The sequence below is a fragment of the Allobosea sp. Leaf344 genome (genome assembly GCF_001426225.1).
Classification (GTDB): domain Bacteria; phylum Pseudomonadota; class Alphaproteobacteria; order Rhizobiales; family Beijerinckiaceae; genus Allobosea.
In genome coordinates this window covers 307,129-325,522 of the sequence record NZ_LMRT01000013.1, presented here as the reverse complement: position 1 = coordinate 325,522, position 18,394 = coordinate 307,129, and the positions used below count along the sequence as shown (strand labels likewise).

Sequence of the window (18,394 nt, the reverse complement as noted above, 5' to 3'; positions counted from 1 at the left end):
CACGGCGCCGGTTTGAGCGCAGGAGGACATGATGGTAGCGCGTCGACAGTTTCTCGCGGGCCTGCTGGCCGGCACGGCCGCATTGGCTCTCGGTCCCTCGTTCGCCCTGGCACAGGCGCCCGTCATCGGCGCCATCCGCGTCGATGTCTCGGCGCTGCAGGAGCAGGGCTGGGGCGGGAACGCCCTGGCGATCAAGCTCGGCATGGAGCGCGAACTGGCTGCCGCGCTCGGCGCCGGCTATCGCCGCGGCCGCGGCGCCACCCTCGTCGTCACGGTGCGCGGCGTCTTCCTCAACAGCTATGCCGGCAGCGGCGGCGGCGGCGGTGGCCGCTGGGGCGGCGGCGGCGGCGGCAACACCTCCGATTCCTTCGACAGCGTCGCCACGCTGGTCGCGCCGGGCAACCGCGTGCTCGCAACCTATCCGGTGCTGTCGACGGTCTCGGCCTTCAGCGCCGGCCCCTGGTATCTCCCCGATATCGACCAGCGCCGCATCGACGGGCTGATCAAGCACAACGCGGCCTGGATCAAGCGCTACGTCGCGGGCTGAACGGGCTCGCGATCGGGAGCCGGCGCGAGAGGGTGCCGGCGCCGCGACGTGCCCCGCAGCTCAGAACGGCACGATCGGCTCGTCCTTGACCCGCTCGAGCGCCAGCGCGGTCCGGACGTTGCGGACATTGGGCAGGCTCGTCAGATCGGCCACGAATTCCTGAAAAGCCTTAAGGTCCGGCGCCACGCATTTCAGGATGAAGTCGATATCGCCCGACAGCGTCCAGCATTCGCGGACGGCGCTCCAGTCGCGGATGCGCTTCTGGAACAGAGCGAGATCGGCCTCGGCCTGGCTCGCCAGATGCACGAAGGCGAAGCACACCACCTCGATGCCGAGCTTGCGCTCGTCGAGCTGGGCGCGGTAGCCGCGGATCAGCCCGGCCTCCTCCAGCGCGCGCACGCGCCGCAGGCAGGGCGGCGGCGAGATGCCGACACGGCTCGCCAGCTCGACATTGGTCATCCGCCCATCGGCCTGGAGCTCGCGCAGGATACGCAGGTCGATATCGTCGAGTTTGGAACGCACGGAAGGCCCCGGCAAAAGGTTGCGCTGGTGTAGACGCCGCGCGGAGGCGATACAAGGCGCATGCCGTCAAGGCCTGAGACCGGCCGAAAGCCGCCGACACGCAGAGGAGCTTCGCCTTGCCCGCCGACCCGTCCCCGCAGATCTGGGTCCTGACCGACGGCAAGGCCGGCGACGAGGTCCAGTGCATCGGCGTCGCCGAACGGCTCGGGGTCACGCCGGAGATCCGCCGCGTCGCCCCGCGCAAACCCTTCGCCTGGCTGATGCCGCGCGGGCCGATCGACCCGCGCGAGGCGCCGGACCGGCCGGGCAGCCCGATCCGCCCGCCCTTCCCCGACATCGTCATCGCCTCGGGCCGGCGCGCCATCGCCTATCTCCGCGCCGTCAAGAAGGCGTCCAACGGGCGCAGCTTCACCGTGCTGCTGAAGGATCCGCGCACCGGGGCCGGCAGCGCCGACCGGCTCTGGGTCGCCGAGCATGACCGGCTGCGCGGCGAAAACGTGCTGGTGACGACCACCTCGCCGCACCGGCTCGCCCCGGCGCGGCTGGAGCAGGCGCGGGCGCAGCCGCCGCACTGGCTCGCCGCCCTCCCCGCCCCGCGCGCGGCCGTGCTGGCCGGCGGGGACAGCCGCCACCACCGCTTCCGGCCGGAGGACATCGCGCGTTTCGCCGAGGGGCTCGACGCGCTGGCGCGGTCCGGCGTCTCGCTGATGGGCTCGCGCTCGCGCCGCACGCCGCCGGCGCTGGATGCGGCGCTGAAGGCGGTCTTCGCCCGGCATGGCGGCTGGTGGTGGGACGGCATGGGCGAGAACCCCTATGTCGCTCTTCTCGCCAATGCCGACAGCATCGTCACCACCGCCGATTCCACCAATATGATCGGCGAGGCCACCGCCGCCGGCGTGCCGATCCTGGTGTTCGAGCCGCATGGCGGCCACGGCAAACTCGCGAAATTTCTGGAATCGCTGAAGCGGCAGGGCATGGTCCATCATTTCGAAGGCCGGCTCGCGGGCGAGCGTTACCCCCCTGTCGACGCGACGCAGGAGATCGCCGCCTTCGTGCGCGAGGGCTGGCTTATGCACAGGCAGCAGCTCGGCCTCGCCGGATCTTGAGCGATCCGCGGCTTGCATCCGCGGGCGGCCATCGTATGTCACGGTCAGGGGCGGGTTCAGGCCCGCCCCCAGCAACAGGAACAGCACCATGGCCCACACCCATGCCCGCGTGATGATCGTCGGCTCAGGCCCTGCCGGCTATACCGCCGCGATCTATGCCGCCCGCGCCATGCTCGAGCCCGTGATGATCTCCGGCATGCAGGCCGGCGGCCAATTGATGATCACCACCGATGTCGAGAACTATCCCGGCTTCGCCGATGTGGTGCAGGGCCCCTGGCTGATGGAGCAGATGCGGGCCCAGGCCGAGCATATGGGCACGCGGATGGTCTCCGACCACATCGCCCGGGTCGATCTTTCGCAGCGCCCCTTCCGGCTCTGGGGCGATGGCGGCGAGACCTATTCCTGCGACGCGCTGATCATCGCCACCGGTGCGCAGGCGAGATGGCTCGGCCTGCCCTCGGAACAGGCCTTCCAGGGCTTCGGCGTGTCGGCCTGCGCCACCTGCGACGGCTTCTTCTTCCGCAACAAGGAGGTCGCGGTGGTCGGCGGCGGCAATACCGCGGTCGAGGAGGCGCTCTACCTCGCCAATCTCGCCAGCAAGGTCACGCTGGTCCATCGCCGCGATTCGCTGCGGGCCGAGAAGGTGATGCAGGACCGGCTGTTCAAGCATCCCAAGGTCGAGATCGTCTGGGACAGTGAAGTCGCCGAGATCTGCGGCGGCACCCAGCCGCCCAACGTCACCCATCTGCGGCTGCGCAACCTCAAGACCGGGGCCGAGAGCGAGCTGAAGGCGGATGGCGTCTTCATCGCGATCGGCCACAAGCCGGCGACGGAGCTGTTCGTCGGCCAGCTCGCCATGCGCGACTCCGGCTATCTCCATGTCGAGCCGGGCACCGCCCGCACCAATATCCCCGGGGTCTTCGCCGCGGGCGACGTCACCGACGAGCATTACCGCCAGGCCGTGACCGCGGCCGGGCTGGGCTGCATGGCCGCGCTCGACGCCGAGCGCTGGCTCGCCGCCTCCGCGACGGAGCAATTGCAGGCGGCGGAGTGACCGCCCCTGCCGCCTGACGCTGCATCCATCACCGAACTTGATGGAGATCGTCACCAGATTCAGTGTGAAAAAGCGTACTGCCCGTTACGCAGACATTGACGCGACAGGATTTTATACCCCAACATGCGCCCAACGCATAACAGGGGGAACGCGGTGGATTGGGACCGCATCAGAATATTTTATACCGTCGCTGAATCTGGCAGCTTTACCAAGGCGGGAGACGTTCTCGGGCTCAGTCAATCGGCGGTCAGCCGGCAGATTGGCGCGCTGGAGCGCGAATTGCGGGCGCCGCTGTTCCACAGGCATACACGCGGCTTGATCCTCACCGAGCAGGGCGAGTTGCTCTGGCGTGCGGCTCGCGAGATGACGCAGCGCCTCGAGCGGACCCGCGCCCAGCTCTCCGAGACGCGCGAGCATCCCTCCGGCGAGCTGAAGGTCACCGCGACGCGTGGCCTCGGCGGCCATTGGCTGACGCCGCGGCTGGCGGAGTTCCTGGACCTCTACCCCGACATCAAGGTCGACCTCATCCTCACCGACGAGGAGCTCGACCTGTCGATGCGAGAGGCCGACATCGCCATCCGCCTGCGCCAGCCGCAGCAGCCGGACCTGATCCAGCGCAAGCTGTTCACCGTGCATTTCCACGTCTATGGCTCGCCCGCCTATGTGAAGCGCTTCGGCGAGCCGAAGACCTATGAGGATCTGGACAATCACCGGATCCTCTCCTTCGGCGGCACCTCGCCCTCCTATCTCACGGCCGTGCATTGGCTCGGCACGCTGGGGCGCGACCAGCGCAACCCGCGGCCGATCCATCTCACCGTCAACAACATCACCGCGATGAAGCGCGCCGTCGATTCCGGCGCCGGCATCGCTGTGCTGCCGGATTATCTGATCGAGACCGGGTCGCCCCTGGTGCAATTGATGCGCGAGACCGAAATGCCTCAGCTCGAGAGCTATCTGGTCTATCCCGAAGAGATGAAATCCGTGGCGCGGGTCCAGGTCTTCCGGGATTTCCTGATCCAGAAGGCCCAGCGCTGGACCTATTGAGCAAATAACGCGCAGGCCGCCTGTTCGGTGACCAACAGGCGGCGGACCGCGCCTCACGCATATTCCTCAATGACTTATGATGGATTCGGGCGGGATTGTGCCTCGCGCATGCGCCCGGCGCATGTCTGACCCAAGCAATGCTGCATTGCAAAAAGGCATGTGCTGCCCGATATGACAAACACGGTTGTTCGGAACGGGCTCCGCTACCTCCTCCCGGCGTTGAGTTCGTTCCAGCCGTTCCCCTCTGAGATGTTTGGCGCTCGCGCCGGATGTTTCAAACTTCAAAGGCCGGCCCTCACGGGTCGGCCTTTTTTTCTAACTCGATCGGTCGATCCTCAGCGCGGACGCGCGGCGAGCGGCAGCGCCTCGAACAGGCTCGGCTGGCTGCCGATGCGCGCCTGCTCGATCGTCAGCAGGCGCAGTTTCGTCTCGATGCCGCCTTCGGCCGAGAAGCCGCCGGTCCGGCCGCCCGCCGCCAGGATGCGATGGCAGGGCACGATGATCGGGAACGGGTTCTGCCCCAGCGCCACCCCGACGGCGCGCGCCGCCCCGGGCTCGCCGAGCCGCGCCGCCACCGCGCCATAGGTCAGGGTCTCGCCCGGAGGGATCGACAGCGCCACCTCATAGACCCGGCGGTGGAAGGGCGGCACGCGGTCGAGCGCGATGGGGAGATGCGAGAGGCTCGTCGGCCGCCCCTCCAGCAGCGCCCGGATCTCGGCGATGGCGGAGCCGATGAAGGCCGGCGGGTCGGCCTCGGCGGCCTGCGGAAACCGCTTCGCCAGCCGCTCGCGCGCCGTCGCCTCGTCCTGCTCCGGCAATTGCGCGCCGATGATCGCCGCTCCGCGCCAGACCAGCGCGCAGCGCCCGACCGCGCTATCGAACAGGGTGAAGCCTGTGCCGTCCATCGGACCTCCCGGGGAGCGCCCGCATGTTGCGCGCCGCCTAGACGTAGAGGCGCTCGCCCTCCAGCCCCTTGTACATCTCCGCCACCTGCTCGGCATAGCCGTTGAACAGCAGGGTCGGCCGGCGCTCGCGGGTGCCCAGCACCTGCTCGCTCGCCTGCGTCCAGCGCGGATGCGGCACGGCCGGGTTCACATTGGCCCAGAACCCGTATTCCGCCGGCTGCAGCCCTTCCCAGAAGGTTTTCGGCCGCTCGGCGACGAAGCTGATCTTGGTGATCGATTTCACCGATTTGAACCCGTACTTCCACGGCGTGATCAGCCGGATCGGCGCGCCGAACTGGTTGGCGAGCGGCTTGCCGTAGACGCCCGTCACCAGCAGCGTCAGATCATTGCCGGCCTCCGCCATGGTCAGCCCTTCCGTATAGGGCCAGGGATACCAGCGTTGCGCCTGCCCCGGCGCCACCTTCGGATTCATGAAGGTCTGCATCTGCACGTATTTGGCGCCAGACAGCGGCTTCGCCAGCGCGACCAGCGCCTTCAGCGGGAAGCCGGTCCAGGGCACGGCCATCGACCAGGATTCGACGCAGCGGAACCGGTACAGCCGCTCTTCCAGCGGCATCTTGCGGATCAGCTCGTCGACGCCGATCTCGAACGGCTTCTCGACGAGCCCGTCGATCGCGACGGTCCAGGGCCGGGTCGGCATGCGGCTGGCGGCGGCGACGACGTCCTTCGACGTGCCGAATTCGTAGAAGTTATTGTAGTTGGCGGCGAGGTCCTCGTCGGTGACGGGCCGGTCGAGGGTGAAGGCCTCGTTGCGCCTGGCGGGGTAGAGATCGGCCGTCGGATCCTTGGCCTGCGCGCTGGCGATGCGGGGCAGAGCCGCGCTGGCGATCAGCCCTGCGCCGGCGCCCAGCAGGGATCGCCGGTTCAGGAAAACGGATTCGGGCGTCGCCTCGCTCTCGCGGATCGCCCAGCCGGGACGGGTCTTGATCAGCATCGGCAACTCCTCTTGCTGCGCGAGCTTAGCGCATGGCTGGAGAGCGCGCGCAATTCACGAGAGGGAGAGGGGGCGAAGGCGCATGGCCTTGCGCCCCGCAGCCTCGTCGGCCGGTCAGCGGGCTTCCAGCGCCTTGACGATCGCCTGGCCCATCTCGCTGGTCGAGACGGCGTTGGCGCCCGGCGCCGCGATGTCCTTGGTGCGCGTGCCGGAGCCCAGCACAGCGGCGATCGCGCCTTCCAGCCGGTCCGCGGCCTCGATCGCGCCGAAGGAATAGCGCAGCGCCATGGCGAAGGAGCCGATCATCGCGATCGGATTGGCGAGGCCCTTGCCCGCGATATCGGGCGCCGAACCATGCACGGGCTCGTACAGCGCCTTGCGCTTGCCGGTCGCCGGATCCTCCGCGCCGAGCGAGGCCGAAGGCAGCATGCCGAGCGACCCCGTCAGCATCGCCGCCACATCCGAGAGGATGTCGCCGAAGAGATTATCGGTGACGATCACGTCATATTGCTTCGGCCAGCGCACCAGCTGCATCGCGCAATTATCGGCCAGCACATGCTCGAGCTCGACATCGGCATAGTCCTTGGCGTGCAGCGCCGTCACGGTCTGCTTCCAGAGCACGCCGGTCTTCATCACATTGTGCTTCTCGGCCGAGGAGACCTTGTTGCGCCGCGTCCGCGCCAGTTCGAAGGCGACGCGGCTGATCCGCTCGATCTCGGGCGTGGTGTAGAGCTGCGTGTCGACACCGCGCCGCGAGCCGTCCTCCAGCGTCACGATCTCCTTGGGCTCGCCGAAATAGACGCCGCCGGTGAGTTCGCGCACGATCAGGATGTCGAGCCCCTCGACCACCTCCGGCTTCAGCGAGGAGGCCGATGCCAGTGCGGGGTAGCAGATCGCCGGGCGCAGATTGGCGAACAGGCCGAGATCCTTGCGCAGCCGCAGCAACCCGGCCTCGGGCCGGTGCTCATAGGGGACATCGGCCCATTTCGGCCCGCCGACCGCGCCGAACAGCACCGCATCGGCCTGCTGCGCCAGCTTCATGTCGCCGTCGGAGATCGCCTGCCCATGCGCGTCATAGGCGGAGCCGCCGACCAGCCCCTTCTCGATCTCGAAGGCGCCGAGCCCCTGCCGGCCGAACCAGGAGACGATCGTCTCCACCTGCGCCATCACCTCGGGGCCGATCCCGTCGCCGGGGAGCATCAGGAGCTTATGGGTCGCCATCGGTCGTCGCCTCGCGCTTGTGTCGTTGCCGTGGCGGCTGATTAGGCCCCGCGCCGCAGCGGCGCAAGCGCAAGCGACCGGGATCAGCCCTGCGACAGCCGCGCCGTCACCTCGATCTCGACCTTCATCTCCGGCTTCAGCATGCCGGAGACGACATAGATCGCGGCTGCGGGCCTGATCGTGCCGAAGACCTCGCCGCAGACCTGCAGAACCGGCTCGCAATAGGCGCGGTCGGTGACGAAATACTGCGCCCGTGCCACCTGCTCCAGCGAGGAGCCGGCCTCGGCCAGCACGGATGCGATGGTCCGGAAGATGTTGCGCGCCTGTTCCGCCGGGTCCTCCGGCAGCGTCATCGTGGCGTAGTCATAGCCGGTGGTGCCGGAGACGAAGACGAGATCGCCGTCGACGACGGCGCGGGAATAGCCGAAGGCGGTCTCGAAGGGCGAGCCGGTGGTGATCAGGCGGCGGGTCATGCGTCACGGTCCTGCTTGGCGCTGCGAAGGCCGCAAGGGCTGGCAAAGAATGCGCGGCCGCGCCACCCGTTTTCTGCGCCGCTGTCTGGAGGCCTCATGGGAGCGGAGCCTAGACGCGCCCGCTCTTCAGGGCGCGCAACACCTTCTCGCCCGGCCGCCCGGTCTGCGGCAGGCCGAGCTTCGCCTCGATCTGCTTGATCGCCGCCCGGGTCAGCGAGCCCACGGCGCCATCGGGCTCGCCGACATCGAAGCCGCGGGCGATCAGCAGCCGCTGCAATTCCCGCCGCTGCTCGCGCGACAGCGGCAGATCGTCGGTCGGCCAGGCCGCCTGCACCCCGGGCCGCCCGCGCAGCCGGTCGGAGAGCAGCGAGATCGCCAGCGCATAGGAATCCGCACCATTATAGCTGTAGGCCGCGTCGTAATTCTTGAAGACCAGGAAGGCCGGACCGTTGCGCCCGGCCGGCATCAGCAGGCCCGCGGCGCCGCCGCCCGAAAGGGGCGAGCCGTCGATGCGGGTGATGCCGCGCGCCGCCCAGCTCGAGACAGGCTGCTTCGGATTGCGGCCGGTCGGGCCGGAATATCCGTCGGGGACCCGCACCTCGTAGCCCCAGCTCGCGCCGGTGACCCAGCCGGCCTTGTCCATGAAATTCGCGGTGGAATGCAGCGCGTCGGGGATGGAATCCACCAGGTCGCGGCGCCCGTCCCCGTCGCCGTCGACGGCGAGCCGCAGATAGGTCGAGGGGATGAACTGCGTATGGCCGAAGGCGCCGGCCCAGGACCCCATCAGCCGCTCCGGCCGGACGTCGCCGCGCTGGATGATCTGCAGCGTCGCGATCAGCTCGCCCTTGAAGAAGGCGTTGCGCCGCGGCGCCAGGCAGGCGCCGGTCGAGAGCGCCTGCACCAGCGGCATCCGGCCGCGCGCCTTGCCGAAATCGCTCTCCACGCCCCAGACCGCGACGATGGTGTGCCGGTCGACGCCGAAGCGCTGCTCCGCGGCGGCCAGAGTCGCAGCGTGCTGGCGCAGCATCGCGCGGCCCTCCGCGACCTTTTCGTCATCGACCAGCGTGCCGAGATAATCCCAGATCGGCGTCTTGAATTCGGGCTGATTGTTCATCAGCTCGATCACCTTCATGTCCGGCTCGATCCCCGCCATCGCGCGGTCGAAGGTCGCGGTCGACACGCCCTTGGCCGCGGCGGCCGAGCGCAGCCCCGCGAGGCAGGACTGGAAATCGGCGCGGGCGGGCAGCGACGCCAGCGAGGCGACGAGGGCGAGTGGCAGGGCCAGGTGTGACGCGCGCATGAGGTCCTCCGAATCGCGTGAAAGGGCAAAACTAGAGGCGAGCCGTTAAGGGAGGTTAACGCGCGGCTGCGGCCAAAGAAACCAGGTGCGCCGGCGCCGCGCCTGGCCTAGGCTGCGTCACTGCTTCGACACCGAGGGCCGCTGGCCCCGCCGCGGCAGGCGAAAGCCGCCGATGAAGCCCGACCCTCTGCATGACGATCGACCGGCCGGCGGCGCCTGAACCGCCGGCGTTTCCCCCCGAGGGCCGCATTCCGCGGGCCTCGCGCCCCAAGGAGCGAGATCATGGCCAAGGAACAACGCGGCAATCGCGAAGCCAAGAAGCCGAAGAAGGTGAAGCCCAAGGAGGCGGCGGCAGCCCCGTCGACATTCGCCGCCGTCGTCGCCAAGGCGGCCGCCGGGCAGCCGCGCAAGAAATGATCCGCTTCCGCACGATCGACCCGGCCGAGACGGAGAAGGCCGCGGCACCCGCCCCGCAGCCGCGGCCGGCACCGCCCGCCGCGACGCCGGAGCAGAATGTCGCTGAGGCCGCGCCCGAGGGCACCGCCCAGGCTTCGGCCGAGGAGCCGGTCAAGGCGCCCGCCAAGGGCCTGACGCGCAAGACGCCGCTGCGCGCCAGGAAGCCGGAGGCTCCCAAGCTCTTCGAAAGCTGATCGCAGCGTCCGTCGGCCAGGGCCGCGCGTTCGGCGCGGCCCTTACGCCTCGCCACGAATCTCGTCCGTCCAGACCTTGAAGCCGGTCAGCGTATTCGGGCCGAAGGTGGTGGCGATCGCCACATCCGCAGCGTCGCGCCCGCGCGCGATCAGCACCCGCCCGATCCGCGGGCTGTTGTTGCGCGGATCGAAGATCTGCCAGCCGCCTTCCAGATAGGCTTCGAAGGAGGCGGCGAAATCCCCCGGCGGATAGGGTTCGGGCGTGCCGATATCGCTGAGATAGCAGGTGCAGTAGCGCGCCGGGATGTTCATCGCCCGGCAGAAGGCGACGGCGAGATGGGCATAGTCGCGGCAGACCCCGCGCCCTTCGCGATAGGCGTCCGAGGCGGTGCGGCCGACGCTGGCATCGTTGTAGTTGAAGGCGATGCGCTGATGCACGAAGTCGCATATGGCCTGGACGCGCGCCCCGCCGGGCGGCGTATGGCCGAACAGCTGCCAGGCCAGATCGAGCAGCTGGTCGCTGTCGCAGAAGCGGCTGGGCAACAGGAAGACGATGCATTCCTCCGGCAGATTTTCCACCGCCACCTGGCCGACCGAGCGGTCGAACGCCTCGGGGAGGCCGCTATCTTCGATCACCGCATCGGCGGTGATGCGCATCCGGCCCTGCGGCGCCAGCAGCCTGGTGCACCAATTGCCGAAGCCGTCGCGATAGGCGCTGACCGGCACGGCCGGCGTGATGCGCATCTGGTCCGGCGCCGCCAGATCCGACACGCGGCTGAAATGCACGTGCAGCATCAGGATGACCGGGGTCGGCTGCGGAAAATCATAGTCCAGTTCGTAGCCGATCCTGAGTTTCACGCGGGATGCTTTCCGCACGCCCCTGGCGCGCTGTCGGTGGCCTCGCGGCCGGAGCCGCCACCATGCACCTTTTCAGCCGGCTTCACGACACATCTTCGGCGGGCCGCCGACCTCGTATCATTCCGTCCGCTACTGGCCGCGATCACGCAGTCGCGCTTGCGGTAGCCGGCTCCGGGCCCTAAACCACGCGCGCGCCTCGTCCTCGCGCATCATCGACCCGCCCGGAGAACAGTCCCATGGCCTTCCTTGCCGACGCCCTGAAGCGCGTGAAGCCGTCTGCGACCATCACCATCACGCAGAAGGCGCGGGATCTGAAGGCCCAGGGCAAGGATGTGATCTCGCTCTCCGTCGGCGAGCCGGATTTCGACACGCCGGACAATATCAAGGAAGCGGCGATCGCCGCCATCCGCCGCGGCGAGACGAAATACACCCCGGTCTCGGGCATCCCGCAGCTGCGCGAGGCGATCACCCGCAAGCTCAAGCGCGAGAACGGCCTCGACTACAAGCCGAGCCAGACCATCGTCTCCACCGGCGGCAAGCACGTCATCTACAACGCGCTGCTCGCCACGCTGAACCCGGGCGACGAGGTGATCTGCGTCTCGCCCTATTGGGTCAGCTATCCCGAGATGGTCGCGCTCTGCGGGGGCACCGCGACCTTCGCCGAGACGACGATCGAGAACGAGTTCAAGCTGCAGCCGGAGGAGCTGGAGCGCGCGATCACGCCGAAGACGAAATGGGTGATCCTGAATTCGCCTTCCAACCCGTCCGGTGCGGCCTACAGCCATGCCGAGATGAAGAAGCTCACCGACGTGCTGATGCGCCACCCCCATGTCTGGGTGCTGACGGACGACATGTACGAGCATCTCGTCTATGGCGATTTCCAGTTCGTCACGCCGGCGCAGGTCGAGCCCGGCCTGTATGAGCGCACGCTGACCATGAACGGCGTCTCGAAATCCTACGCCATGACCGGCTGGCGCATCGGCTACGCCGCCGGGCCGCAGCATCTGATGAACGCGATGGATCTGGTGCAGGGGCAGCAGACCTCCGGCACCTCGGCGATCTCGCAATGGGCGGCGGTCGAGGCGCTGGACGGTCCGCAGGACCACCTCCCCGTCTTCAAGAAGGCGTTCGAGCGCCGGCGCGATCTCGTCGTCTCCATGCTGAACCAGACCCGCGGCCTGGTCTGCCCCAAGCCGGAAGGCGCCTTCTACGTCTATCCCGACTGCTCGGCCCTGATCGGCAAGACCATGCCGAACGGCAAGACGATCGAGACCGACGAGGATCTGGTCATGGGCATTCTCGAGACCGAGGCCGTGGCCGCCGTGCATGGCTCGTCCTTCGGCCTCGGCCCGAATTTCCGCATCTCCTACGCCACCTCGGACGAGAAGCTGGAAGAGGCCTGCCGCCGCATCCAGCGCTTCTGCGCCGAGCTGCGCTGAGCGCGGCCTTGGGCGGCTTTGCGATCTGGGGCGCTGCCGTGATCGGCGGCGCCCTTCTGATTCAGCCCGCCGCCGGGCAATCGCTCCTCCCGGCCCGCGATGCCCATGAGCAGGTGCGTGCCGGGAGCCTGGTGCTGGTCGACATCCGCACCGCCCGGGAATGGGACGATGACGGGGTGCCGCTCGGGGCGGTGAAGCTCGATGCCGCCTCGCCGGGCTTCGAACTCCGGCTCGCCGGGCTGCGGCTCGACAATGCCGGCAAGCGGATCGCGCTCATCGACCGGACGGGCGGGCTGGCGGCGAGCGTGCAGCGCAAGCTCGCCCAGCGCGGCTGGCGCGACCTGCTGGTCATCCGCGGCGGCATGCTGGGCCCGGGCGGCTGGCAGGCGGAGAAGCTGCCGCTGGGGCGCTGACCGCCGGCGCAGCGGACGAGCCACGCCCCCGGCGGCCGGTCAGACGATCTCGGCGAGCCGCGTATCCTGCGACAGGACCAGGCACCAATGCGGTTCGAAATCCGCGCCGAGGGGCCAGATCTGTTCCTTGAAGATCACGAGCATCTTGGCCTGATAGCGCTCGAACCAGTCACGCTGGCACAGCACGAATTTCGTCGCGCCGACGATGGTTTCGCGGTCGATCACGCAGAGCGGCACGATCTCGGGATGCGCCTCGAGATAGGCCTGCACCGCTACCATCAGCGTGGGGTAGCCGGGGTGCAGCATGTCGTCGAGCACGATCAGCCCGCCCTCGCTCAGGCATTGCGTCGCCAGTTCGAGGTCCTTCGCCAGCGCCGCGCGGGAATGCTCGCCATCGATATGGATCAGCCGCAGGCGCTCGCCGCCGGCATGGGCCATCAGCTCCTCCGCGGTCATCGCGCCGCTGTCGCCTTGCACGGTGACGCGCCGCTCAGGCGCGATGCCGTGCCTCAGGCAATTCGCCTCGAACCGGTCCTTCACCTCGGGATTGGGCCAGGAGAAGATGTCGACGCCGATCGCCAGCTCGCCGGGCTCCAGCGCATGGGCGAGCGCGATGAAGAAGCGCCCCTCGAAACAGCCGATCTCGGCGATCGAACCGGCGATCCCCTCCTCCGATTGCAGCCGCAGCAGCCTGGCGCAGATCGCCGCGGCGAAGCGCGAGGACATGCCGACGACGCTGGCATAGCCGCCGTCGAGATAGGCCGAGACCGCCTCATGGCCCGGAGAGGGAAGATCGGTCATGCTCATGCCTTTGCCTGGAAGATGATGGCCGCGCCGGCCGCGATCAGCACGAAGCCCGCGCCATGGTGCCAGCTCAGCGGCTGCTTCAGCCAGAACACCGAGAACCCCGCGAAGATCACGAGCGTGATCACCTCCTGCATCGTCTTCAGCTCCGCCGCGGAATAGACGGATGAGCCGATGCGGTTGGCGGGCACGGCGAGCATGTATTCCGGCAGCGCGATCATCCAGCTCGCCAGGATGGCGAGCCAGATCGCGGTGCTCTTGTAGCTGAGATGCCCGTACCAGGCGAAGGTCATGAACAGGTTCGAGCCGAGCAGCATCAGGATCGGCAGGATATGGGCGGCGGTGATGGCTGGCATGATCGGTCCCGGACGGCACGGCGGAGGATAGGGCGCTGTCCCGTATGGGGACAGGGGCGCTCAGCCATAGCGGAGTTTCATGCCCAGGATGATCAGGATCAGGCAGAGCGTGATCGCATTGGCCAGGATCAGCGGCCAGGACATCAGCAGCAGCCCATAGACCAGCCACAGGATGATCCCGAGCGCGAAGAAGCCCTGGGCCGAGAGCGAGATCGCGCGCGTATCCCGTGTCCGGATGGTCTGCAGGGCCTGCGGCACCCAGCACAAAGTGGTCAGCGTCGCGGCGGCGAAGCCGAGGATCTCGATCAGGAGGGGGGACATGGGAAGGCTTCCGGAATCACGGGCGATGGCGCCGTTGCGATGACATTGCACCGGGCCGCGTGCAATCGCCATTGCGCACCCGCGCCATGCTATAGGCTCGCGGCATGACGAACCCGATTCAGATCTTCGTGGATGCCGATGCCTGCCCGGTGAAGCCGGAGATCTACCGGGTCGCCGAACGGCACGGGATCACGGTCTTCGTCGTCGCCAACAGCTTCATGGCGGTCCCGCGCGAGCCCTGGATCCAGCGCGTCATCGTCTCCGACGGGTTCGACGCCGCCGATGACTGGATCGCGGAACGCGCGGCCCGCGGCGCGATCGTCGTCACCGGCGACATCCCGCTCGCCGCGCGCTGCATCAGGGCGGGCGCCGACGTCATCGGCCACACCGGCAAGCCCTTCACCGATGCCTCCATCGGCATGGCGCTGGCGACGCGCGACATGATGGAGGATCTGCGCGCGATGGGCGCCGCCTCCGGCGGGCCGCGGCCCTTCGCGCCGAAGGACCGCTCGGCTTTCCTGCAGGCGCTCGACCTCGCGATCCAGCGGCTGAAACGCGCCGGCTTCGCGGCCTGACGCTCAGATATCCGAGAAATCGCCGCCCCGGCCCTTGCCGCTCGCGAAGCGGGCCGCGCCGGCGGCGCCCTCGGACCCGATCGTCGCGACGCCGCCCGCCCATTCCCGCGCCAGCGCCTCGCGCAGCGGCAGCCCATGGCCGGCGATGGTGCTGCGCCTGTCGGCCAGCATGGCGCCCGGCGGAAAGCGGGCGATCTGCTGCGCCATCGCCTCCGCCGCGGCCCGCGCCGCGCCATCGGCGACGACCTGCTCGCAGAGCCCGATCCGCAGCGCCTCCTGCGCCTCGACCTTGCGCCCGGTCAGGATGATCTCGAGTGCCCGCCCCTGCCCGACCAGGCGCGGCAGGCGCACCGTTCCGCCATCGATCAGCGGAATGCCCCAGCGGCGGCAAAACACCCCGAAGAACGCGCTCTCCGCCAGCACCCGGACATCGCACCACAGCGCCAGCTCCATGCCGCCGGCCACGGCCGGCCCCTCGACGGCGGCGATCACCGGCTTCGACATCTCCAGCCGCGACGGCCCCATCGGCCCGCGCGGCGCCGGCCCGTCGCCCGCGGGAAAGGCGAGCCCCTCGACGATCTCGCTCCGGAAGCGGTCGGGCTCGGTGAAGGCCTGAGCGTATTTCAGGTCCCAGCCCGCGCAGAAGGCCCCGCCCTCCCCCCAGAACACGATGGCGGAGACCTCGCTGTCGCGATCCAGGGTGAGGAAGGCCTGCGTCAGCGCCTCGGCGCTGTCGGGATCCATGGCGTTGCGCGCCTCGGGGCGGCTGTGGATCACGGTGGCGACCTTGCCGGATCGCTCGATGCGGATGGCCATGGCTGCGTTTCCCTGTGCTGGCGATGCCGGAGGACCCCAGCCTAGCGCCTCGCGGCTGCGGCACATCTGCGGCTGGACGCATGGCGCCTTTGCCCTTAACTCTGCCCGGCACGAGCCCGTGCCGAAAGCGGGCCAAAGGGAGAGATCGATGAGTTTGACCCGCCGTTCCACGCTCGGCCTGGTGGCCGGGGCCGTGTTCGCCCCGACGATCCTGCGGGCGCAGAGCTTCCCCTCGCAGGTCATCACGCTCGTCGTGCCCTATCCCGCCGGCGGTCCCACCGACGCGATCGCGCGGCTGGTGGCGCAGGAAATGGCAGGCTCGATCGGCCAGAACGTCATCGTCGAAAATCGGGCCGGCGCCTCCGGCGCGGTCGGGACCCGCGCCGTCGCCAGGGCCAATCCGGACGGGCACACCATTATTTTCGGCAACAACCAGACGCATGGCAACAACATGTTCCTGCTGAAGGAGCCGGGCTATGACGCAGTCAAGGATTTCGCGCCGCTGTGCGGCGTCGGCGCCTTCGAACATGCCTTCGTCGTCCGCAACGACCTGCCGGCCAAGTCGATCGCCGAGCTCGTGGCGCTGGCCAAGGCCGAGCCCGGCAAGCTGAACTACGGGTCGACGGGCGTCGGCTCCGGCTCGCATCTCGCCATGGAGCTGTTCATGCAGCGCACCGGCATCAAGATGACGCATGTGCCGTTCCGCGGCGCGGCGCCGCTGGTGCAGGAGCTGGTGGGCGGGCGCATCGACATCGCCAATTCCACGCTTCCCAGCGTGCTCTCGCAGATCCAGGCCGGCTCGATGCGCGCACTCGCGCTCGCCAGCCCGGAGCGCAACCCGCGCGCCAAGGACATCCCGACGCTGCGGGAGCAGGGTGTGAGCGATGCCGACGCCGATTCCTGGGCGGCCTTCTTCGCCCCGGCCGCGACGCCGGCGCCGGTGCTCGACACGCTGTCCCGCTCGGCGATCGCCGCCATCGCCAAGCCGGCCGTCACCGAGGCGATCCTGAAGCTCGGCTTCACGCTCAAGGTCCGCGATCCCGCCGCCTTCAAGCCCTATCACCAGCAGGAAATCGCGACCTGGAAGGGCATTATCGAAGCGGCCGGGGTGAAGCCGGAATAGCCGCATGGCCGGGCCGGCACGCTCTCATGGGATGCGGGGCGCGCTCGCTCTGCTGGTCGCGCTCGCCACCGGCCCCGCCCAGGCGGTCGAGACCGCGGCGGAAGCGGGCTGGCGCCTGCTGAAGCAGCAAGGCAGCGTCGCGCTGATGCGCCATGCCGACGCCCCCGGCACCGGGGACCCTGCCGGCTTCCGGCTCGAGGATTGCGCGACGCAGCGCAATCTCGGACCTACCGGGCGTGCGCAGGCGACCGCGCTCGGCGAGGCGTTCCGGCAGCGCGGCATCGCCGTGTCGCAGGTGCTCACCAGCCAATGGTGCCGCGCCCGCGAAACCGCGTCCCTGATGGCGCTCGGTCCCGTGGCCGACGCCCCCGAGGCGCTGAACTCCTTCTTCGAGCGGCGCGGCGAGCAGCAGAACGCCACGGCGGCGCTGAGGCGGCGGCTGCAAGCGCTTCCGGCCGATGCGGCGGCCGTGGTGATGGTGACGCATCAGGTCAACATCACGGCGCTGACCGGCATCTTTCCGCGCTCCGGCGAGATCGTGGTGCTGGCCCGGGACGGCGACGGGAACCATCGCCCCGTGGCGCGCATTGCCTCCCGCTGACGGGCTCACTTTGCCGTGAGTCCGCGGGCGCGTGCTTGGCTGCGGCCCATCCACCCGCCATCTCCTCCCCCAGGCATCAAGAAGCAGGAGTTCCGCATGGCCCGTCGTCTCGCTCCCCTGGCGCTCCTGGCCGCCCTCTTCGTCGCGCTCGCGAGCCCGGGGCAGGCACAGCAGCAGCCGCAGCGTTTCCCCTCCTCCGCCGGCGACCTCCTCGTCGAGACTGTGGCGAGCGGGCTCGAACATGCCTGGGGCCTCGCCTTCCTGCCCGATGGCGGCATGCTGGTCACGGAGCGGCCGGGGCGGCTGCGCCTGGTGACGCCGCAGGGCCAGCTGTCGCGCCCCCTCACCGGCCTGCCCAATGTCGCCGGCCGCGGGCAGGGCGGCCTGCTCGATATCGTGGTCGATCCCCGTTTCGCGGAGAACCGGCTGGTGTATTTCTCCTTTTCGGAGCCGCGCCAGGGTGGCAACGGCACCAGCGTCGGCCGCGGCCGGCTGAATGCGAACGCCACCGGTCTGGAGGATGTCCAGATCATCTTCCGGCAGATGCCGGCGATCAACAGCTCGATGCATTTCGGCTCGCGGCTCGTCTTCGACCGGAGCGGCGCGCTGTTCGTCACGCTGGGGGATCGCTTCGGGCATAAGGACGAGGCCCAGAACCCGCAGAACCACATCGGCAAGCTGGTTCGCATCGGCCCGGACGGCTCGGTTCCCGCCGATAATCCGAAGAAGCCGGGCTGGCAGCCGGAGATCTGGTCGATCGGCCATCGCAACGTGCAGGGCGCGGCGCTGCATCCCGGCAGCGGCCGGATCTGGACCGTGGAGCACGGCGCTCGCGGCGGTGACGAGGTCAACACGCCGCAGCCGGGGCTGAACTATGGCTGGCCGGTCATCACCTATGGGATCGACTATTCCGGTGCCAAGATCGGCGAGGGCACCGCGAAAGCCGGGATGGAGCAGCCGATCTTCTATTGGGATCCCTCGATCGCCCCTTCGGGCGCAGCCTTTTATACGGGCGAGCGCTGGCCCGCCTGGAAGAACTCCCTCTTCGTCGGCGCCCTCGCCGGCCAGATGCTGATCCGCCTCTCGACCAGCGGCGAAGCGGTGACGGGCGAGGAGCGGCTGCTGGCCGATCTGGGCGAGCGCATCCGCGACGTACGCCAGGGGCCGGACGGCTATCTCTATCTGCTGGCGGACGACGCGAAGGGCCGCCTGCTGCGGGTCAGACCGGCGCAGTAGCCAGCGTCGGCCTCGCGACGCTCCCGGCCCGTCATT

General features: G+C 69.0%; 23 protein-coding genes. 12 read left to right on the top strand and 11 right to left on the bottom strand.

The features are described 5' to 3' along the window. Positions 1–31 precede the first annotated feature (31 nt). Positions 32–547, top strand: a complete 516-nt coding sequence (locus tag ASG72_RS10250; protein WP_162246228.1) for a hypothetical protein — start codon at positions 32–34, stop codon at positions 545–547. A 60-nt stretch (positions 548–607) separates the two neighbouring features. Here ASG72_RS10250 and ASG72_RS10245 read toward each other — a convergent pair whose 3' ends face one another. After that, complete coding sequence (locus ASG72_RS10245; RefSeq protein WP_056711722.1) at positions 608–1,069, bottom strand: Lrp/AsnC family transcriptional regulator; 462 nt, start codon at positions 1,067–1,069, stop codon at positions 608–610. Between the two features lie 116 nt (positions 1,070–1,185). On the opposite strand from ASG72_RS10245, the gene ASG72_RS10240 reads away from it, so the two are divergent. The 3 genes from ASG72_RS10240 to ASG72_RS10230 all read left to right on the top strand — a co-directional run bounded on the left by ASG72_RS10240 (position 1,186) and on the right by ASG72_RS10230 (position 4,273). Then, entirely contained in the window at positions 1,186–2,175 is a 990-nt protein-coding gene (locus ASG72_RS10240; RefSeq protein ID WP_056711720.1) for a mitochondrial fission ELM1 family protein, read from the top strand. 88 nt (positions 2,176–2,263) lie between these two features. Continuing rightward, positions 2,264–3,229 carry a thioredoxin-disulfide reductase gene (gene trxB / locus ASG72_RS10235; RefSeq protein WP_056711718.1) on the top strand — a complete coding sequence of 322 codons (966 nt, stop codon included), beginning with the start codon at positions 2,264–2,266 and terminating at the stop codon, positions 3,227–3,229. A 153-nt stretch (positions 3,230–3,382) separates the two neighbouring features. Then, positions 3,383–4,273, top strand: a complete 891-nt coding sequence (locus tag ASG72_RS10230) for a LysR family transcriptional regulator (RefSeq protein WP_056711714.1) — start codon at positions 3,383–3,385, stop codon at positions 4,271–4,273. 335 nt (positions 4,274–4,608) lie between these two features. Here ASG72_RS10230 and ASG72_RS10225 read toward each other — a convergent pair whose 3' ends face one another. The 5 genes from ASG72_RS10225 to ASG72_RS10205 all read right to left on the bottom strand — a co-directional run bounded on the left by ASG72_RS10225 (position 4,609) and on the right by ASG72_RS10205 (position 9,166). Then, positions 4,609–5,178: a methylated-DNA--[protein]-cysteine S-methyltransferase gene (locus ASG72_RS10225; RefSeq protein WP_056711712.1), complete on the bottom strand. Its 570-nt coding sequence runs from the start codon at positions 5,176–5,178 to the stop codon at positions 4,609–4,611. Positions 5,179–5,215: 37 nt separating this feature from the next. Beyond that, positions 5,216–6,172 carry a protein-methionine-sulfoxide reductase catalytic subunit MsrP gene (msrP, locus tag ASG72_RS10220; RefSeq protein WP_056711710.1) on the bottom strand — a complete coding sequence of 319 codons (957 nt, stop codon included), beginning with the start codon at positions 6,170–6,172 and terminating at the stop codon, positions 5,216–5,218. Between the two features lie 114 nt (positions 6,173–6,286). Beyond that, on the bottom strand, positions 6,287–7,393 hold the full coding sequence (gene leuB, locus ASG72_RS10215; RefSeq protein WP_056711708.1) for a 3-isopropylmalate dehydrogenase: 1,107 nt from the start codon (positions 7,391–7,393) through the stop codon (positions 6,287–6,289). An 83-nt stretch (positions 7,394–7,476) separates the two neighbouring features. Further along, positions 7,477–7,866, bottom strand: a complete 390-nt coding sequence (locus ASG72_RS10210) for a RidA family protein (protein WP_056711705.1) — start codon at positions 7,864–7,866, stop codon at positions 7,477–7,479. Between the two features lie 109 nt (positions 7,867–7,975). Further along, a complete protein-coding gene (locus tag ASG72_RS10205) occupies positions 7,976–9,166 on the bottom strand; it encodes a lytic murein transglycosylase (RefSeq protein ID WP_056711703.1) in 1,191 nt (396 codons plus the stop codon). Positions 9,167–9,448: 282 nt separating this feature from the next. Here ASG72_RS10205 and ASG72_RS21410 point away from each other — a divergent pair, with 282 nt between their 5' ends. Together ASG72_RS21410 and ASG72_RS10200 are read left to right on the top strand one after the other, a co-directional pair. After that, positions 9,449–9,583: a hypothetical protein gene (locus ASG72_RS21410; protein ID WP_280137746.1), complete on the top strand. Its 135-nt coding sequence runs from the start codon at positions 9,449–9,451 to the stop codon at positions 9,581–9,583. Then, complete coding sequence (locus tag ASG72_RS10200; protein WP_056711701.1) at positions 9,580–9,816, top strand: hypothetical protein; 237 nt, start codon at positions 9,580–9,582, stop codon at positions 9,814–9,816. Before ASG72_RS21410 ends, ASG72_RS10200 begins: the two co-directional genes overlap by 4 nt. Positions 9,817–9,858: 42 nt before the next feature. On the opposite strand, the gene ASG72_RS10195 is transcribed toward ASG72_RS10200, so the two are convergent. After that, positions 9,859–10,674 carry a transglutaminase family protein gene (locus tag ASG72_RS10195; protein WP_056711700.1) on the bottom strand — a complete coding sequence of 272 codons (816 nt, stop codon included), beginning with the start codon at positions 10,672–10,674 and terminating at the stop codon, positions 9,859–9,861. A 236-nt stretch (positions 10,675–10,910) separates the two neighbouring features. Between ASG72_RS10195 and ASG72_RS10190 the strand changes: the two genes are divergently transcribed. Together ASG72_RS10190 and ASG72_RS10185 are read left to right on the top strand one after the other, a co-directional pair. Beyond that, a complete protein-coding gene (locus tag ASG72_RS10190) occupies positions 10,911–12,113 on the top strand; it encodes a pyridoxal phosphate-dependent aminotransferase (RefSeq protein ID WP_056711698.1) in 1,203 nt (400 codons plus the stop codon). 8 nt (positions 12,114–12,121) lie between these two features. Next, positions 12,122–12,526 (top strand): rhodanese-like domain-containing protein, encoded by a 405-nt coding sequence (locus ASG72_RS10185; RefSeq protein ID WP_056711696.1) that lies wholly within the window; start codon positions 12,122–12,124, stop codon positions 12,524–12,526. A 39-nt stretch (positions 12,527–12,565) separates the two neighbouring features. On the opposite strand, the gene ASG72_RS10180 is transcribed toward ASG72_RS10185, so the two are convergent. The 3 genes from ASG72_RS10180 to ASG72_RS10170 are packed head-to-tail and all read right to left on the bottom strand — an operon-like array spanning position 12,566 to position 14,007. After that, positions 12,566–13,327 (bottom strand): class I SAM-dependent methyltransferase, encoded by a 762-nt coding sequence (locus ASG72_RS10180; protein WP_056711694.1) that lies wholly within the window; start codon positions 13,325–13,327, stop codon positions 12,566–12,568. Positions 13,328–13,329: 2 nt separating this feature from the next. Next, positions 13,330–13,686 (bottom strand): DMT family protein, encoded by a 357-nt coding sequence (locus ASG72_RS10175; RefSeq protein ID WP_056711692.1) that lies wholly within the window; start codon positions 13,684–13,686, stop codon positions 13,330–13,332. A 60-nt stretch (positions 13,687–13,746) separates the two neighbouring features. Continuing rightward, positions 13,747–14,007 (bottom strand): SemiSWEET transporter, encoded by a 261-nt coding sequence (locus ASG72_RS10170; RefSeq protein WP_056711690.1) that lies wholly within the window; start codon positions 14,005–14,007, stop codon positions 13,747–13,749. Between the two features lie 104 nt (positions 14,008–14,111). On the opposite strand from ASG72_RS10170, the gene ASG72_RS10165 reads away from it, so the two are divergent. Continuing rightward, positions 14,112–14,582 (top strand): YaiI/YqxD family protein, encoded by a 471-nt coding sequence (locus ASG72_RS10165; RefSeq protein WP_056711688.1) that lies wholly within the window; start codon positions 14,112–14,114, stop codon positions 14,580–14,582. A 3-nt stretch (positions 14,583–14,585) separates the two neighbouring features. Here the strand turns inward: ASG72_RS10165 and ASG72_RS10160 are convergent, their stop codons facing one another. Then, complete coding sequence (locus ASG72_RS10160) at positions 14,586–15,398, bottom strand: crotonase/enoyl-CoA hydratase family protein (RefSeq protein WP_056711686.1); 813 nt, start codon at positions 15,396–15,398, stop codon at positions 14,586–14,588. 148 nt (positions 15,399–15,546) lie between these two features. Here ASG72_RS10160 and ASG72_RS10155 point away from each other — a divergent pair, with 148 nt between their 5' ends. From ASG72_RS10155 to ASG72_RS10145, 3 genes are all read left to right on the top strand, one after another. Beyond that, positions 15,547–16,521 (top strand): tripartite tricarboxylate transporter substrate binding protein, encoded by a 975-nt coding sequence (locus ASG72_RS10155; protein WP_162246227.1) that lies wholly within the window; start codon positions 15,547–15,549, stop codon positions 16,519–16,521. A gap of 31 nt (positions 16,522–16,552) precedes the next feature. Further along, complete coding sequence (locus ASG72_RS10150; protein WP_056711682.1) at positions 16,553–17,122, top strand: histidine phosphatase family protein; 570 nt, start codon at positions 16,553–16,555, stop codon at positions 17,120–17,122. Between the two features lie 96 nt (positions 17,123–17,218). Next, positions 17,219–18,358 (top strand): PQQ-dependent sugar dehydrogenase, encoded by a 1,140-nt coding sequence (locus ASG72_RS10145; protein WP_156395889.1) that lies wholly within the window; start codon positions 17,219–17,221, stop codon positions 18,356–18,358. The last annotated feature ends 36 nt before the right edge of the window (positions 18,359–18,394 follow it).